Origin of the sequence: Phocaeicola coprophilus DSM 18228 = JCM 13818, assembly GCF_000157915.1 — a bacterium.
In the GTDB taxonomy this organism is placed as follows: Bacteria; Bacteroidota; Bacteroidia; order Bacteroidales; family Bacteroidaceae; genus Phocaeicola; species Phocaeicola coprophilus.
On sequence record NZ_EQ973628.1, the window covers coordinates 83928 to 102780 of the forward strand.

Sequence of the window (18853 nt, forward strand, 5' to 3'; positions counted from 1 at the left end):
ATCCTGCGTGGTCAGGTTGATGACAAATTCCATATTCTTTTTCAGAATAGGATAGGAGTGACGTTCAGGCCGTACCGAAATGTAACACATCGGCGGGTTGGAACAAATGGTTCCAACCCACGCAATGGTAAGGATGTTATATTCTTCGACTGAACTTCCGCAGCTGACCAATACAGCCGGAAGCGGATAAATCATGGTTCCGGGTTTCCAGTCCTGCTTCATATCGTCAAATCAGTTTGATATTGTCCTTCTGCTGTTCTTTCTCGCAATAGTGGCATTTCAGCAATCCTTTTTCTTTGTCAGTCACGTGGAACCAGGTCTGCATCGGTTCGTTGTTGGTGATACATTTCGGATTGTTGCACTTCACGATACCTTTCAGTTCATCGGGCATGACAACCTGCTTCTTTTCCACCACCTCGTAATTGCGGATGATGTTCAGCTTCACGTTCGGAGCAACGACTGACAGGCGGCTTACTTCCTCATCACTGAAGAAACGGTCGGCAATCTTGATGATTCCCTTTTTGCCCAGCTTCTTGCTTTCAAAGTTATTGCCGATGGTAATGTTCGTATCCATATGCGGCAGGTCAAGCAAAGAAACCACCGTAAACAGTTTGTCAGAAGGTATATGATCGATGACGGTTCCGTTTTCCAGAGCGGCAACCTGTAATTCTTTCTTATCACTCATAGTTTTTGGAATGTTTTAATAATTATTTTACTGTGTCTGCCTTTACTTCATCCAGGGTAATGCCCAGTACGTCACACAGGATTGCCTGACGTGCATACAGTCCGTTTTGTGCCTGCTGGAAATAATATGCCTTTTCGTTGTTGTCCACATCATAGGCAATTTCATTTACGCGGGGCAGCGGATGCAGGATACGCAGGTTCGGGCGTGTATGTTCCAGCATCTTGTTGCGCAGGATGTAAACATCCTTCACGCGTTCATACTCCATCAGATCCGTAAAACGTTCGCGCTGTACGCGGGTCATATACAGAATGTCGGCATCTGCAATCGTTTCTTCCGTAAAGTCGGTATGTTCCACATACTTGATCTGATGCTGTTTGCAGTACAGTTTGTATTCCTCCGGCATTTTCAGTTCATCGGGAGCGATGAAGTGGAAAGTCGGATTAAAATGACGCATGGCCATCAGCAGCGAATGTACGGTACGTCCATACTTCAGGTCGCCCACCAGATAGATATTCAGGTTTTCCAGTGTACCCTGCGTCTTATAGATGGAATATAGGTCGAGCATGGTCTGTGAAGGATGCTGGTTGGCTCCGTCTCCGGCATTGACAATGGGCACCGGTGCCACTTCACTGGCATAGCGTGCTGCTCCTTCCAGATAATGACGCATCACAATGATATCGGCATAATTGCTGACCATCATGATGGTATCTTTCAGGGTTTCTCCCTTCGAAGAGCTGGTCACTTTGGGATCGGTAAAACCGATAACTCTTGCTCCCAGGCGGTTGGCCGCTGTTTCAAAACTCAGTCGTGTGCGGGTGGAAGGCTCGAAGAAAAGGGTTGCAACTACTTTCTCAGCCAAAAGACGGCGATTAGGTTTCTTTTCAAACTCTCTTGCCATTTCCAGAAGATAGAGGATTTTCTCCTTAGAATGCTCGGCAATAGTAACTAAACTTCTATTTTCCATACTTAATTATGGTTTGATGATTACTTTTTATAATACCGAAGCCCAAAGGTAAACAAAAAAAAGGAAAAATCCTCCCTTTTCAGATTTTTTTCACTGATTTTTCTTTGGCCGCGTAAAAAAGTTGTTGCTATAAATTTTAGCTAAGAATATGCCCCACAGCACCTTCCAGCGCAGTTTTTAGGGTCCATGGGTCCACATGGACCTATATGGACCCTTTACCGTGAGAGACTCCGTTTCCAGGCGCCTTTTTTCAGGGTGAGGAAAAGACTTCCGGACCGGCAGAAAAGCGCCGTTCTTTTATAAAAACGCCGAGACATTTTCCTTCACACGCCGAAATCTTTTCCTTCATTTGTCGAAGCGTTTTTATGAGCTGTATTCAGGCCTTCTTTTTTTAATAAGGAGGATATGCTGCCGTCCGAGGTGTGCAGCTCCTCCTCATAATGCGGCATTTCTGTCGAAATTTCAATTATAATTTACATCATATAAGTAATTATGCAATCCGGTTTCCTTTTGATTCCTCCGGATGACCATCTTCCTGTTTCCTGTCAGGCTTATCTCGACTCTTTTAGTGACATTCATTCAAACAGCTTCTTCAAAGCAGTCAAAAGAATGCGAATTTCACTTTAAATAAGAAAAATACTTCAAGAGAACGGAAACATCCGATGAGCAGGATCCTGTTTTTATAATCAGCTATCTATCAATGGATATTACGTAAAAGAGGGCATTATTCCATTCAAAAAAAGAGTTTTTCTCACGATAGAGGGTCCATATAGGTTCATGTGGACCCATGGCCCTAAAAATAGCCCCAAAGTGGACCCAATCCAACGGACTCCCGAAGGGACTTTTCCCATGTATCTCTCTTAAGACAGAAGCCTTATGAAACGGATTTTCCTTAAAAACGCGATAAAAAATCACAGTTTAAAATTACCTTTCATGCCCTGCATAAAGATGATTGGTTTTCGCGGATTTGTTTACAAAACGAAAGAGTGTACAGAGTTCTTATTTTCTGTATGCAGATCAAACAAGTAAATATCTAATTATAAGATAGTCAATAAATCACAGTCTATTAATGCGGTATTCTTTACGGGTACTTTTTGTTACTCAACTATCGTTGATAATTGTTGCTAATTCTAAAAAAGAATCCTTAACCTTTACTTAACCTTTGGTTTGAGACTTATCCACAAAAGGTTCAGGCAATGTTATTATGGGTTGCTATTGAAGAAGTTGAAGGTGTACGCAAATTTTATTAAGAAAAGAATTTTCCTCCCCTTTTTACCTTTTTATTACATTGCATTTTTTATCTTTGTAAAATAACAAAGGATTAAGTAATAGATAAACCCATAAATAGACTTGGCTTGTAGAAAAACTTAGCAAAAGCTTTCGTATTGTGAATTCTTATGTTAGCAACAGAAAACAGCCAAGTGTGGAGGTCTTATTTGAAATTGCAAACATATTAAATGTTGAAGTAAAAGATTTGATAAACAATAGATAAAAATATGGCAAAAAAAAGCAATACAGCCGACATAGGCTTTGAGAAAGAAATTTGGAAAGCAGCAGACCTGTTAAGGGGAAACCTTGACGCATCGGAATACAAGTCTGTGGTATTGGGACTGATTTTCCTGAAATACATTTCCGACCGCTTTGAAGTGAAATACCACGAACTGCTGGAAGAAGGCGACGGTTTCGAAGAAGACAAAGATGAATACACTTCTGAGAATATTTTCTTTGTACCACAGGAAGCACGCTGGACTGTAGTGACAAAAGCCGCACATACCCCCGAAATAGGTACAGCCATAGACAATGCCATGCGCCTGATTGAAAAAGAAAATCCACGCCTGAAAGGCATTCTGCCCAAAAACTTTGCCCGCCCCGAGCTGGATAAAAGACGACTGGGCGATGTGGTAGACCTTTTCACCAACATTCAGATGAAGGAACACGGTGACTCAAAAGACATTTTGGGCCGTACCTACGAATACTGTCTTTCCAAGTTTGCCGAAGCTGAAGGCAAACTGGCTGGAGAGTTCTACACCCCTGCCTGTATTGTCCGCACGCTGGTAGAAGTTTTGCAGCCCTACAGCGGACGCGTATACGACCCCTGCTGCGGTTCCGGCGGTATGTTCGTACAGTCTGCCAAGTTTATCAATGAACACCAGGGAAACATAAACAACATCTCTGTTTTCGGACAAGACAGCAACCCTACCACATGGAAAATGGCACAAATGAACTTAGCCATTCGCGGTATAGAAGCCGATTTAGGTAAGTTTGCAGCCGACACCTTCTTCGATGATCAGCATCCCACACTTAAAGCCGATTACATCTTGGCCAATCCGCCTTTCAATTTGAGCGACTGGGGAGCCGATAAGTTGCAGGATGATGTGCGCTGGAAATACGGTATTCCTCCTTCGGGCAATGCCAACTTTGCATGGATTCAACACATGATTCATCATCTTTCCCCACACGGACGCATCGGCATGGTGCTGGCCAATGGTGCCCTTTCTTCGCAAAGTGGCGGTGAAGGTACAATTCGTGAAAATATCATTAAGGCAGACTTGGTAGAATGTATTGTGACGATGCCGTCGCAGCTCTTCTACACCACCGGTATTCCTGTATCGCTCTGGTTTCTGAACCGCAGCAAGAAACAGATTGGAAAAATTCTGTTCATCGATGCCCGCCAGATGGGAACAATGGTAACCCGCAAGCTACGCGAACTGGATGAGAAGAAAGATATCCAGCGTATCGCTAAAACTTACAATGATTTTCAGGCGGGAACATTGGAAAACGAGAAAGGATATTGCGCCGTTGCCACCCTTGATGAAGTAGCCAAGCAGGACTATATACTTACTCCGGGACGTTATGTGGGCATAGCCGAAGCAGAAGACGACGGCGAACCGTTCCAGGAAAAAATGGAGCGACTCACTTCGGAATTGTCTGATATGTTTGAAAAATCGCACCTGTTGGAGGAAGAGATCAGAAAGCAGTTGGGGAGTATTGGGTTTAAGATTTAATTTTAGCACTATAATTTTTTATTATGGGAAATATTAAAACATATAAATTAGGTGATATAGTCAACGTACTTGACTATAAACGAATTCCTCTTTCTTCTACACAACGACAAAATAAAAAAGGAATATATCCATATTATGGAGCACAAGGCATTATAGACTACATAGATGATTATATTTTCGATGGAGAGTATTTGCTTATCGCTGAAGACGGGGAAAACCTTAAATCTCAAAAACAACATGTAGCACAAATTGCAACAGGAAAGTATTGGGTAAATAACCATGCTCATATAGTTGAAAGCAATGGTCTATGTGACATTCGATATGTGTGCTATTTGCTAAATAGGATGGATTTATCCGGTTATATAACCGGCTCAGCACAACCAAAACTTAACCAAGCAAATCTTCTGAAAATAGAAATAAAACTTCCATCTTTAAAAGAGCAATACAAGATTGCAGAATTTTTACATCTATTTGACGGAAAAATCGAACTAAACCGCCGCATAAATGAAAATTTAGAGCAGCAGGCACAAGCATTATTCAAGTCTTGGTTTGTAGATTTTGAGCCATTCAAGAATGGAAAGTTTGTAGATTCAGAACTTGGGATGATACCGAAAGAGCTCAATATTAGATATATTGGAGATATTCCTCACACTATAGAATGTGGAAGACGTCCGAAAGGAGGTGCAACAGACAAAGGAGTTCCAAGTATTGGAGCAGAGAATATAAAAGGGCTTGGAATTTATGATTATTCTAAAACAAAATATATTCCAAAAGAATTTGCGCTAACCACAAATCGCGGAAAGATTAACGGATATGAACTTCTAATATATAAGGATGGAGGTAAACCGGGTTATTTTATTCCTAATTATACCATCTTTGGTGATGGCTTTCCTTTTGATGAAATGTTCATAAACGAACATGTTTTTAAATTGAATCTATTGAATAAAGAGTATAATATTTTTGCATATTTTTATATGCAAACACCTTTCATAATGAATCAACTAAACTCAATTGGAGGTAAAGCTGCTATACCAGGAATAAATACAAAAGACGTAGAATCTTTACCTATTTTCTCTTATGAGAATAATAAAATTAAAGAATTCGGTAATATAGTGCTTCCTATGATAAAACGAATTCTAAAAAACTGTCGTGAAAATGCACGTCTTGCTCAGCTTCGCGACATCCTTCTTCCCAAACTCATGTCAGGTGAACTAAAGATAAACGATTTTAACAGTTAAAACTATAATGGACGAACTTAAATTCATAAGACAAGGATATTTCACTTTTGAAATAGAAGACTCTTTATCAGAAAAAACAAAAGCAATACCTAATGGATATGGGGTTTATAGAATATATGCAAACTCCATTGAAGGTGAATTACTTTATATTGGAAAAGGAGGTACAGTTCATACAAATGGAAGTTTCGATAAACAGCCATTAAAGGAACGTCTAAAGAATAAACAGGAAAATATGCGTAGAGAAAAATTCTTCATCAAGAAGATGAACGAAGATAAACAGCTAAAAGCTTTATATATAGAGTGGTTTATTATAGACGAGAAACTTTTTCTTCCAGCATATTATGAAGCTGCCTTAATTCAAGATTATTATTCAAAACATTCCAAACTTCCTAAATGGAATAAAAAATATTGATAATTAAATATAAAATATAGAAATATGATAACTGAAAAACTTTTAACTCCAGACATATTGCAGACAATTATAATCTGTTGTACAATTATCATTATTGCAACTATCGGTGTTTCCGCATATCGAGTATATCAAAAGCAATTAAGAAGTTGGGGGTCTTACATATACTATGCAAGTATTTTGACTTTGATTGGCATTATAGTATTCTCAAACGCTTTTTATGGGAATAGGAATGTTTTAGATTTTATTTCGTTAGCTTCTGCATTGATATCCATTATATTAGCTGTAGTTACAATTTTATACTCCTTTTATAGTAATAGCCAGTCCACAGGACAAGTAGAAATCCTGAATAATGCTGCAAAAAGCGTAGAAGAGGCTACATTGTCGTATTCGGAATCTGCAGAAAGTTTGCAAGAAAATATTAGTAAGATTATTGCTGCCGTTAATCGTGTTGAAGAAAAAACTGATAGAATTATAGACATGGCATTCGGTTCTGTTTCTGGAACTAATAATCATCTCATAAATTTTGATCTAGAAGCTTATATAAAAGAATATGTTGACTTGGCATCTCCTGTGGGTGTTGTAGCGATGTATGCTTGCATAAAATCTAAAGATGCAAATAAGAACTGGAATTTGGATTTATTTATAAGTGAAAACAATCAATTTTATTGTAGCGGTTTTCTAATATCTACAACAAGTGCCGGGTTTATAACGCTAAATATAGACTTCAGTAATGGCAATGTATCCAGTCTCTAAGTATGTAGATATAATAAAAAAATATATTTTCTCAAAGATCAGTACATCTGTTTTTGCTGAGGATTTACAAAATGTAAAAAATAATATTGACCGTTATTTTGAAAACGCTCAATAATAAGCAAACATTAAATCAAAACTAAGAGTTATTTCTGTATAATCGAATATGAAAACCAAAGATGACAACATATTGAACGATGACTGTATTTCCATTTCTTCTTTGTCTGAATATACAGATGCTATCACTTCAATCAGAAATAATATTATTGAAGATGGCAAATCTGAAACACTATTCTTTCGTGGGCAAAGTAATAAATCATGGGATATAAGGCCAAGCATTTTTAGAGACGGTTTAATATCTGTAGAACATAAGATTATACAAACTGCAACTGCTCGAGTTCCACAAGAATTTCGGGAATGTTCATCCGCGTTTGAAGAACTGACCAAATTGCAACATTATGGTTTGCCTACACGACTGCTGGATATTACGATGAATCCTTTAGTCGCTTTATATTTCGCATGTTTACCCACCTCAAAAGTTAATGATAAAGAAGGCAATGATGTGTATCCTGATGGTATAGTTTATATCTGTACAGGTTATGAAGAACATGAAAAATCGTATAAAGCCCAAATTCTATCAGAAATTACTAAAATAGGCTTTGATGGTAATTTTACATTAAAAGATTTAAGAACAAGACTAGGTGTAAATAAAGATATTGATCCTGAATCTTTTATAAAGCTAATCCAAGATACTATTTTTGTAATGCCAAGCTACAGCAACTCAAGATTGATACGGCAAAGCGGAGCCTTCCTAATTTCAGGAGCAATCAATGTTATGACAAATGAACATGATTTGTGGAACAGCAAAGTATCTAAAAGTGTGAAAAATCTAAACCAGGAAGTGGACAAAAAACATATAATCATTCCTCAGGATTCCAAAGAAAAGCTCTTGGATGAGTTGGATTTTTTTAATATTAACGAAAGTACACTGTTCCCTGAATTAGAGCATCAGATGTCCCATATCAAAAAAGTTGGGGCAAGATGGGTAACAACAGAGAGTCCTTCATTCGTAAAATATGAATCAGAAACAAATGTTTCACATCCTGTTTCTGATAATAGCACCAAGAAAATAGATGAAAACGAAGTTACTAAAATATTTCTAAAATTCTCTATACCAAAACTTTATAGACCTGAATTGCTTAAAATAATTTTAGATATTCAACAATACCCAGATTGGAATTACAAAGAAAACACCTATAATGAATTAATAAAAAATTTGAAGCACGTCATAAAAGACTTCGATAAAAATAAATCAAAAACTCTAGCAGAGCAAATAGCTAATAAGTTAATATCAATAAGTAAATAGCCATGTCGTTCACTGAAGATAAATACGAAAAAGCAGTGACAGCCCTCTTCGAACAGATGGGTTATACACATCTTTATGGTCCTGACATAGAACGTGATTACTATGTACCGTTCTATGAAGAACAGCTTATGGAAAGCCTGAGTAATGTGAACAGAGGAAAGCCACAAACAGCAATAAATGAAGCTGTAGCCAAACTGAAAGATATTGACACTGGAAGTCTGACACAGAAAAACGAGCTGTTTATGGACTATCTGCAACATGGCATAGAAGTTTCCTATTTTGATGGTAAAGAACAACGGAATGATATTATCTATCTGATAGACTTCGCACACACTGAGCGCAACGACTTTCAGGTAGTGAACCAATGGACTTTTGTGGAGTACTCCGAAAAGCGGGCAGACATCATCATCTTCATAAATGGACTTCCCCTTGTGGTTATGGAACTGAAGTCTCCTTCACGCAAAGAAACGGATGCATCGGAAGCCTATTTACAGCTACGCAATTACATGAAAGAAATTCCATCACTCTTCATCTATAATGTGTTCTGTGTAATGAGTGACATGGCATGCTCAAAGGCCGGAACTCTGACAAGCAAGGAAGACCGCTACATGGAGTGGAAGACCAAAGATGGTAACTATGAAAGTACGGACTTTGCAGATTATGATACTTTTTTCGAAGGCATCTTCCAGAAAGAGCGCCTTTTAGATATTATCAAGAACTTTGTCTGCTTCTCGAAAGACGAAGCAGGAGCCGCAAAAATTCTTGCTGGATATCATCAGTATTTTGCAGTAAAGAAAGCCATTGAGCGTACGAAAATCGCCGTACAGAATGATGGTAAGATTGGAGTGTTCTGGCATACGCAAGGCAGCGGAAAATCGCTTTCCATGGTATTCTATGCTCACCTGCTACAAAGTGAACTTTCCCAGCCTACCATCGTGGTAATTACAGACCGTAACGATTTGGACGACCAGCTCTATACTCAGTTTGCCAAGTGTAAGGATTTCTTACGTCAGGTACCCGTACAGGCTAAAAGCCGCGAAGACCTGAAGGCTCTGCTAGCCGGGCGTGAAGCAAACGGAATTGTATTCACTACCATGCAGAAATTTGAAGAATCGGCCGAGCCTTTGTCGCTCAGGAAAAACATTGTGGTGATGACCGACGAAGCCCATCGCGGACAATACGGATTTGAAGAGAAAATCCGCATGACCAAGAATGGGAAAGGGGAAGACATTGCCAAGCGTGTCATAGGTACTGCAAGGATTATTCATGACTGCCTGCCGAATGCATCGTACATTGGTTTTACAGGTACGCCCATATCTACAAAAGACAGGGATACGGTTGAGGTTTTCGGTAACTATATCGATGTGTACGACATGACTCAGGCGGTGGCTGATGGTGCCACTTGTCCGGTATATTATGAATCGCGCGTAATCAATCTGAACCTGGACGAAGCCACATTGAGAGCCATTGACGCGGAATATGATTTGCTTGCCGAGGATGGTGCTACGGAAGAACAGATTGAGAAGAGCAAAAAGGAGATGTCGCACCTGGAAGAGATTTTGGGTGCTCCGGAAACAATCGATTCGCTGTGCAGGGACATTCTGAAGCATTACGAAGAAAACAGACAATATGAACTGACGGGTAAAGCCATGATTGTGGCCTATTCACGCCCTATCGCAATGAGCATTTACCACAAACTGCTTGAACTGCGTCCTAGCTGGACGGAAAAGGTGAAGGTGGTAATGACCGGCAGCAACAAGGACCCTGAAAAGTGGCATGATATTATCGGCAACAAACTGTATAAAAAGGAACTCGCCAAGCGTTTCAAAGACAATGAGGACCCGATGAAAATTGCCATTGTAGTGGATATGTGGCTAACCGGTTTTGACGTGCCATCATTGGCTACAATGTACGTGTTCAAGCCCATGAGCGGACATAATCTAATGCAGGCCATTGCCCGTGTAAACAGGGTGTTCAACGGGAAAGCGGGCGGACTGGTGGTAGACTACATCGGCATAGCTAAAGCTTTGAAAGAGGCTATGCACGATTATACCCGTCGAGACCGCAAGAACTTTGGGAATCCAGATATTAAAGAAACGGCCTTACTTAAATTCAGAGAAAAATTAGAAGTTTGCCGCGATTTATTCCACGGTTACGATTACAGCAATTTCCGAACAGCATCCGACCTGGAATGTGCTCAAATCATAAAAGGCGGAGTAAACTTCATCATGTCACCAGCCAAGCAGGAACAGCACCAGATGTTCCTGAAAGAAGCACTGCTTCTGCATAACTCTCTTACCCTGTGCCGAAGCTTGTTAGACGAATCACAGCGATATGGAGCGGCATTCTTTGAAGCAGTCCGTACTCTACTCTCACGAATGACGGGAAAAGGAAAGGTATCCAAGCGCGAAATTAACGCACGAATTGGAGAGTTGCTCAAACATAGCATTAAGAGTGAAGGAGTGATTAATCTTTTCTCTGATGTAAAGGCTGAATTTTCTCTGTTTGATGCGGCGTTTCTTGACGACATATCCAAAATGAAGGAAAAGAACATAGCCGTTGAACTGCTGAAAAGGTTATTGGCAGAACGAGTGACCTTGTATCAGAAAACCAACATCGTTCAGGCTGAAAAGTTCTCTGAACTGCTGAATCGTTCCTTATCGAACTACCTGAAAGGGCTGCTTACGAATGAAGAAGTAATACAGGAACTTTTGAAATTGGCAAAAGAAATTTCATCCTCTGAAGCTGCCGGAAATAACCTCGGTCTGACACGTGAAGAAAAGTCTTTCTACGATGCTCTGACTCAACCACAGGCCGTACATGATGTATATACCAATGAGGAACTGGTGGCCATGACCAAGGAACTGACTGAAATTCTCAGGAAGAATCGTACCATTGACTGGCAGAAAAAGGAATCAGCCCGTGCCGGCATGCGCAAAATGATCAAGCGTCTGCTGAAGAAGTATCATTATCCACCTGAAGAAGCAGCAAATGCGCTCGAAACCGTAATTCGTCAATGCGAGCAATGGACAGACAATGAAATGCCTGCAAATGAGCCGAAAGTATATCAATTTAATGAGAGTGATTATCCTATGGCTGCGGAAGAAAAAGTAATATATAATAAAAAGTAAGATTTTAGCAAACACAATAAAAGACGACTAAATATGAAATGGATTACATCTACAACTATCAAACAATGGGCAGATACAAGGTCTGCACAAGGATTGTTACCAGAATTAATATTACGATTGATAAGAGCAACCTCAACCAACAGAAGTAATATTAGATTTCCCAATGGAGACGCAGTTCACTTAACAGGTTGGGATGGCATAGTAGAATCGACTGATGCAATCTTTAATATTTCTCCCGGAATTTCACTTTGGGAATGTGGGGTTAACGCAAATCCCCTTCAAAAAGCGAATGAAGATTATAATAAACGAACAAAGGATCCATTAAAATATGACAAAGCATCTGCCACATTTGTATTCGTAACACCACGAATATGGGATAAAGCCACTGAATGGGTACAAGACAAGAAGCAATCAAAAGAATGGAAAGATATAGTTGTAATTACTGCTGTAGAATTAGAAGATTGGCTTTCAATGTGCCCTGCGGTTGCATTATGGCTGGCGGAAATCATATCTGGAAGGAGTATTAAAAAGGCTTATGATATTGAATCGTATTGGAATAAATGGGCCTCAGGATATAATTTCAAATTAAAACCTAGTATCTTGTTAGGCGGTAGAGAGAAAGAACAACAAACTATATACAATCGTATTTCTACCCCATCTGTTACCCTGATTCAATCAATGGCACAAAGCGAGTCTTTAGCTTTTGCAGCAGCATGTATTCTTGAAAGTCCTGATAAATGCAATCTTTTACCCAAGTGTATCATCGTTGAAGATGAAAATACTTTAGAACAACTTATTGCTGAATACAGAGATATTATATTCATTGTAAAGGTAAAGCATAAAAGCTATACCTACGCGACTGAATATGGGCATCATGTAATATATGCGGCCAGTGCGGCAGAAGTATTCAATAACGCATCAGATACAGAATTACTAAAGTTACCGTTATTGGACAGAGACAAATTTATAGATTCTCTTGTAGAAAGTGGAATAAATAAAAAACGGGCAGAACAACTGTCGCAAGAAACGGTACGAAACATAACAATATTAAGAAGAAGTCTGAAATTAGATTTTACGTGTCCGGAGTGGGCTAAGCCTGAAAATATCAAAGATTTAATTCCTGCTATTCTTGTAGCCAGATGGAAAGACAATATCGAAGGTGACAAAGAAATCATTTCACTAATAGCCAATGAAAAATATGATTCTTATATAAAGAAATTACAAAGATGGGCACATCAAGATGATTCACCGATAATTAATATTGACGGGAAATGGAGAATATATTCACCTTATGAAGCATTTGGTTATGCTGCAAGATACATTACACCTAACGATTTTGAGAACTATAAAGAAGCTATAAATCGAATCACATCAGACAATGATCCTGATGCAATAGAGAAAATGAAAGCTACAAAACTACGTATATGGAAATCTAAACAAAGATATTCTAGCTGGATTAAAGAGGGAGTATTTCAAACCGCTATAATGATATCCTTATCAGAAAAGAAAGAATGTTTGAATCTCTCTACTTTACCATCACTATGGATTGACTCTATTATTGATAACCTATTGAGTAACTCCTCTATTGAATGGTGGTTCTCTAATAAGAACATATTAGGGGCAGTTGCAGAAGCTTCTCCTAAAAGTTATATTGAGTTTATTCAAAAAGACCTTCTTAAAGAAAATTCTATCATAAAACAATTGTTCACACCAAAAGGGCTTGTTGATTTTTGGGGTCCACATGAAAACTATATTGAGGTATTATTTTCTCTGCAAATGTTATCATGGAGTGAAGAATGGCTATTGCCAGTTAGCTGTATACTAGCAGAGTTATGTAAAATAAAGAATGAGACCAATATAGAAAACAAGCCTATAGAAGCATTATATGAAGCGTATGCATTGTGGTGTCCGCAAACTTATGCAAATACCCAACAAAGATTACTAATATTACAAACATTATCAAGAAAATACCCAAATCAATCTTTTAATTTATATTATAAACTTCTAAATACCAGAGAAAATTCAACCGTAGTTTGTACCCATCCTATGAGATGGCGTTGCTGTAATTATACAAAAGCTAATATCACATACGGAGAATTATATGATTCAATAAAATGTGTATGCAAACTTATAGTTTCAGCTTGTAATAATTCAGAAGAACATATATGTAAAATCATTGAGTTAGCCCATCTAAAGTCATTAGATAAAGAATGCAGAGCACAATTATTCAATCATGTATGCAAAAATAAATCTGCATTTAAAGGAAATTATGAGATTACAAACTCTATTAGAGATATAGTATATAGACACAAAACTTATTCCGAACAAGAATGGGCTTTACCTAAAGAAGAAATTCATAATTGGGAGGTATTATTAATAGAATTAGAACCTGATAACTTATTGGAAAAATATCGATGGATATTTAAAGAGTATCATATAGAAATTCCTGAGATCGATAGGAAAGAATTAAAATGGGAAGATTTTCTGGAACAAACTTATAAATACAAAAATAAAGCTTTAATGGAAATTGAAAAGGCTTATGGATTTAATGGTATTTATAGTTTTGCCCAAACCGTTGGATGTCCCTATGAAGTAGGTGAATCATACGCTTACACAGCGAATGATGAAACATATAAAAAAGTATTGAATCTATTATTAACAGAGCAAGGAAGTCCCATTATAGACTTTTCAAAAGGTTTCTTTAGCTATTATACATTTCATAATGGAGTAAAAAATGTTATATCAATTATAGAATCTTTAGATATAACCAAGTATGAATCAATACTTACTATTCCATTAACTGTAGCATCCTGTAACTGCCGTGAAATATGGAACTTTATTAAAACATTTTCTATGAATTTTCAAGATGAATATTGGACAAAAATAGTAATTGGACTCATTCATAATGAAGATGCAATATTCCTAATTGAAAAACTAAATGAACACAAGCGATTTGATAATGCGATTGAAGTGATTTCTCGTTTTCTTAAAAAAATATCCATCCCAACTAATCTAATAGAAGAAACAATGATAAGCTATTTATCATCTCCTAATAAAAATATCATAAATAGCACCCAATATGATTTAGCCCAAATTGTATTATTCTTAGACAAACAAGAAGATGCTAATTTGCAGACCTTAATTTATTTTGAATTAATACTTTATAGACTAATAGAACAATACGGTAATATAAATGAAACTCAATTTGTTAAAGAAATAATGTCTAATCCTTATAGTATGATGAATATAATTGATGAAATATATTTGTCATCTAACGAAAACATACGCGAAAAAGAATTGGAGCAAATAGAAAAACGCCAAAAATCCTGGGCATTATATTATCATATTTTATCAGAACTTCGTCAAGTTCCATTTGTAGATAAAAATAATCATATAGATGTTGATAAGTTAAACAATTACATTCATCAATTACAAAAGCTTGGCAAGGCAAAAAATAAAATTGAAGGTGTAAATACTGTAATAGGAGAACTGTTAGGTAATTATCCTGAAACAGAAGACTATCCTCCATTGCCTATATGCGACATTATAGAAAATCAAAATAATGCAGATATTATTAGTGGATTTAAGACTAGAATTTATAATAAAAGAGGCGTGACTAGTCGACCAGCCCTAGAAGGAGGATCATTAGAACATAGAGAATCACAAAAATATAAGAAATACGCTGATAGAGTACGATATACACATCCTATTGTATGTCGTATTTTTGATGATTTAAGTAATGATTATCGCTATATGGCGGAGTCTGAAGATAAAAGAGTGAAAATAGAGAAAATGGAGTTTTAATATTAAAAATTTCAAAATGTGATTACTTTATGCTCTATAGATAAAGTAAAGTTGAAATGCATATTCCTAAAACATAAGTAATAAAATGAGTTTAGATATTTTAGAAATAAAAATGCTAGAGACAATTAAATATACCTCAAACATCATTACAGAGACTACAAATTGTATAAAATTTGCGATAGCTATTACAGACTATATATGAAAAGACTTTATTCCACACTGTAAATCAGTATATGTGATGTTGGTAAATTTCTTATAATTTTCTTATATTGCATTAATTATGAATGCTTTAAGCATATTACTTTTTTCATAATAAAAACTGAATACAATACTTATTTCCCAGCAACAAAAGACAAAAGAAGTTAGAATTTAAAGAAAATATTGACGAATTACAATTTCTAGTTAGAAATATCGTAACAGCCAAGAGTTTAAAAAGCTTCTTGACGTTTTACAAAAATATTCCGTGTAAGACTTGTGTATTCCCCCAAAAGTATGTACATTTACTTAATCAACTGAATCTAATTAACATGAATCGCATTAGTCTGTCCGTCATGCTTTTGGTAGGAATTGAAGCTTCCAAGGAAACGTTCTTCGTTGAAGCATATAAACTGACGGGAGATAGCGCTTGCCTTTTTCATCGCTACGGCAAGCGTGGATCAGGACCGGATGAATTGATGGAAGCCAATTCGGTATACTACCACAAGCCCACACGAAATATGTTGCTCTACAGCAGTAACGATATGGGTGCGCAGCTCGTCAACCTCGATACTTATGACATACGGCCCATCCATGCTTTCAGGCAGAACAATGCTCTGTGGCTGATGAAAGCAGAATTCATCGACGACAGTACCCTTTACGGCATTACGGAGTCGGAAGAATACGAGCCGGTTTTAGTCCGATACAATTGTTCTGAGATTTAAACATTTCATTTAATTCATCCAACGAGTAAATAAACCTGGAATATGAAAAAGAAAATATTATGCATATTATTACTGATTTTTGCAGTAAAAGCAGGGGCTTCAACAGGCCGTTCAATCTATAATTTTGACTTTGACTGGCTGTTTTCCAGATATGGATTACAGGCAGACGGAACAAGGCTGGAAGAGCCCGTAGCAGCAGAAAGCATCCTGTTTGATGACCGGAACTGGAAGCAGCTGGATTTACCGTATGACTGGGCCATAGAAGGTCCTTTCCGCCCTGATCTGGAAGGATTCACCGGTAAGCTTCCCTGGCGCGGCATCGGATGGTACCGAAAACATTTCAAGGTGGAAAAGAAGGATGAAGGCAAACGCCTTTATCTGGACTTTGACGGTGCCATGGCTCATGCAGAGGTATGGCTGAACGGCAAGAAAGTTGGCGGCCATCCTTATGGATATACCTCTTTCCGGGTAGATCTGACACCTGCAGTCGTGTATGGCGGCGAGAATGTCGTAGCCGTGCGCCTGAATACAGAAGACATGGGTTCCCGCTGGTATCCCGGTGCAGGTATTTACAGACATGTCCGTCTGGTAAAGACATCACAGGTACATGTAGATCACTGGGGCGTTTTTGTCACCACTCCCCAGATTTCGGATAAAGAAGCGAAGGCTGTCATTTCAGTAAAACTGCGCAATCACCTGCCGGATCCGGTAAAAGGCCATTATGCGGTGTCTGTATATGAACTGGATGCAGAAGACGGGGTAGGGGCGGAAGTCGCAAAGTGCAAATCCTTATCCCTGAATTTGCCCGCCGATGGAACGCTGGAAGACAGCGTGACTGTAACGGTATCTGAACCCAGACGCTGGAGCCTGGAACAGACAAACCGTTATCTGGCCAGAGTTGTCGTATTTGACGGAAAAAAACAGGTCGATACTTATGAGGTACCTTTCGGATTCCGGACAATCCGCTTTACGCACGACAATGGTTTCTTGCTGAACGGGAAGCGGGTACAGATACAGGGAACCTGTAATCACCACGATTTGGGAGCACTGGGAACAGCTGTCAATAAAGTTGCCCTGGAACGGCAGTTGAAGATTCTGAAAAGTTTCGGCTGCAACGCACTGCGCACTTCCCACAACATTCCGGCGCCGGAACTGCTTGATCTGGCCGACAAGATGGGATTTCTCGTCATGGATGAAGCATTCGACTGCTGGAAGAAGGGCAAACAGCCAGGCGATTACGGTTCACTGTTTGAAGAATGGCACGTAAAAGACCTGGAAGCACTGGTGTGCCGGGACAGAAATCATCCCTCTGTCATTTTATGGAGTACCGGCAATGAAGTTCCCGAACAATACACTCCTGAACTGGGCATAGCCCGCTATCTGACCGACGTGGTACACCGTTTTGACAAGACTCGTCCGGTAACCTTCGGAGCTTCCTATCCCAGCAAGTCTGCCATGAACGGAACAGAGTTACAGGTTGACGTACATGGGATGAACTATGCAGCCGGTGTTTATGGCGGTCCTCATTTCTACGGAGAATTCCTCAACAAAGAAGGACACGAACATCTGTCTGGATTTTCCAGCGAAAGCAGCTCCACCATGAGCTCCCGCGGAGAATACTTTCCGCGCAAATTCCATGTTTCTTCGTACGACCTGAATGAACCGGGATGGGGCGGATTGCCTGATCAGGAATTTGCGGCTCTCGACCGCTATCCGGCCATTTGCGGTGAATTCGTATGGACAGGCTTCGACTATCTGGGAGAACCGACTCCGTTTAACAGCGACAAGACCGTACTGCTGAATCATGCAGCCGCCTTGAGTAAAGAAGAACTGAAAAAGCAGGAAGAGGAACTGAAGAAGATAGAAGAGAACCGTCCGACTTCGCGCAGCAGCTATTTTGGCATTGTCGATCTCGCCGGATTCCCCAAAGACCGCTATTACTTATATCAATCCCGATGGATGCCTGACTATCCGATGGTGCATATTTTGCCGCATTGGAATTTTGAGAACAAGAAAGGAGAGAATATCCCGGTTTTCGTCTATTCATCCGGTGACGAGGTTGAACTGTTCTTGAACGGCAAATCATTGGGGAAAAAGCAGAAGCAGGCATTTGAATACCGTTTCCGCTGGAATGAGGTTCCGTATGAACCGGGTGAACTGAAGGCTGTGGCTTACAAAGACGGAAAAGTATGGGCAGAAGCGTCGGTAAAGACAACAGGTGCTCCGGTAAAACTGAAACTGACTCCCGACAAGAAAATACTAAAGTCTGACGGTGAGGATCTGATCTTTGTACGGGTTTCCGTACTGGATGCGGACGGAAACGAAGTACCTACCGCAGAGCCTCTGATTAAAGCAACGCTGGACGGGCCGGGTAAAATTGTGGCAACCGATAACGGAGATCCGACCTGTCTGATTCCTTTTCCGGAAACAACACGTCCGGCTTTTAACGGGCTGTATCTGGCCATTGTAAAAGCCAACAGGGGAGCGAATGCATATTCCGGCGGATACCCGTTCAGCATTTCCGGTGATATCCGTTCAGTCCCCAGTTAGTATTCAGTGTTGTTGGCAAAGTTAATAC

Annotated in this window: 12 protein-coding genes and 1 pseudogene; 10 read left to right on the forward strand and 3 right to left on the reverse strand. The window is 39.1% G+C overall.

What is annotated here, in order from left to right; translation table 11 throughout:
• The 3 genes from BACCOPRO_RS00305 to pyrB form a co-directional block, all read right to left on the reverse strand.
• Window positions 1–222: flavin reductase family protein (locus tag BACCOPRO_RS00305; protein WP_008139802.1), on the reverse strand; the 222-nt coding region annotated here is incomplete at its 3' end.
• A gap of 4 nt (window positions 223–226) precedes the next feature.
• Window positions 227–685 (reverse strand): aspartate carbamoyltransferase regulatory subunit, encoded by a 459-nt coding sequence (gene pyrI, locus BACCOPRO_RS00310; RefSeq protein ID WP_008139803.1) that lies wholly within the window; start codon window positions 683–685, stop codon window positions 227–229.
• Window positions 686–707: 22 nt separating this feature from the next.
• On the reverse strand, window positions 708–1649 hold the full coding sequence (gene pyrB / locus BACCOPRO_RS00315) for an aspartate carbamoyltransferase (RefSeq protein ID WP_008139804.1): 942 nt from the start codon (window positions 1647–1649) through the stop codon (window positions 708–710).
• 1348 nt (window positions 1650–2997) lie between these two features.
• On the opposite strand from pyrB, the pseudogene BACCOPRO_RS17335 reads away from it, so the two are divergent.
• The 10 genes and pseudogenes from BACCOPRO_RS17335 to galB all read left to right on the forward strand — a co-directional run.
• Window positions 2998–3141 (forward strand): annotated as a pseudogene (locus tag BACCOPRO_RS17335) (helix-turn-helix domain-containing protein); the annotation flags it as partial.
• Window positions 3142–3145: 4 nt separating this feature from the next.
• Complete coding sequence (locus BACCOPRO_RS00320) at window positions 3146–4654, forward strand: type I restriction-modification system subunit M (RefSeq protein ID WP_008139807.1); 1509 nt, start codon at window positions 3146–3148, stop codon at window positions 4652–4654.
• 23 nt (window positions 4655–4677) lie between these two features.
• Window positions 4678–5892: a restriction endonuclease subunit S gene (locus BACCOPRO_RS17340; protein WP_008139808.1), complete on the forward strand. Its 1215-nt coding sequence runs from the start codon at window positions 4678–4680 to the stop codon at window positions 5890–5892.
• Window positions 5893–5899: 7 nt separating this feature from the next.
• Window positions 5900–6304 (forward strand): hypothetical protein, encoded by a 405-nt coding sequence (locus tag BACCOPRO_RS00330; protein ID WP_008139809.1) that lies wholly within the window; start codon window positions 5900–5902, stop codon window positions 6302–6304.
• A gap of 24 nt (window positions 6305–6328) precedes the next feature.
• Window positions 6329–7057 carry a hypothetical protein gene (locus BACCOPRO_RS00335; protein WP_008139810.1) on the forward strand — a complete coding sequence of 243 codons (729 nt, stop codon included), beginning with the start codon at window positions 6329–6331 and terminating at the stop codon, window positions 7055–7057.
• A 163-nt stretch (window positions 7058–7220) separates the two neighbouring features.
• The gene (locus tag BACCOPRO_RS00340) at window positions 7221–8420 is read left to right on the forward strand and encodes an FRG domain-containing protein (protein WP_008139814.1); all 1200 of its coding nucleotides are present in this window, start codon (window positions 7221–7223) and stop codon (window positions 8418–8420) included.
• Between the two features lie 2 nt (window positions 8421–8422).
• Window positions 8423–11551, forward strand: a complete 3129-nt coding sequence (locus BACCOPRO_RS00345) for a type I restriction endonuclease subunit R (protein WP_008139816.1) — start codon at window positions 8423–8425, stop codon at window positions 11549–11551.
• A gap of 33 nt (window positions 11552–11584) precedes the next feature.
• Window positions 11585–15355: a hypothetical protein gene (locus BACCOPRO_RS00350; protein WP_008139818.1), complete on the forward strand. Its 3771-nt coding sequence runs from the start codon at window positions 11585–11587 to the stop codon at window positions 15353–15355.
• Between the two features lie 527 nt (window positions 15356–15882).
• Window positions 15883–16275: a hypothetical protein gene (locus tag BACCOPRO_RS00355; RefSeq protein WP_008139820.1), complete on the forward strand. Its 393-nt coding sequence runs from the start codon at window positions 15883–15885 to the stop codon at window positions 16273–16275.
• Window positions 16276–16317: 42 nt separating this feature from the next.
• Window positions 16318–18825, forward strand: a complete 2508-nt coding sequence (gene galB, locus BACCOPRO_RS00360; protein WP_008139821.1) for a beta-galactosidase GalB — start codon at window positions 16318–16320, stop codon at window positions 18823–18825.
• Window positions 18826–18853: the final 28 nt, after the last annotated feature.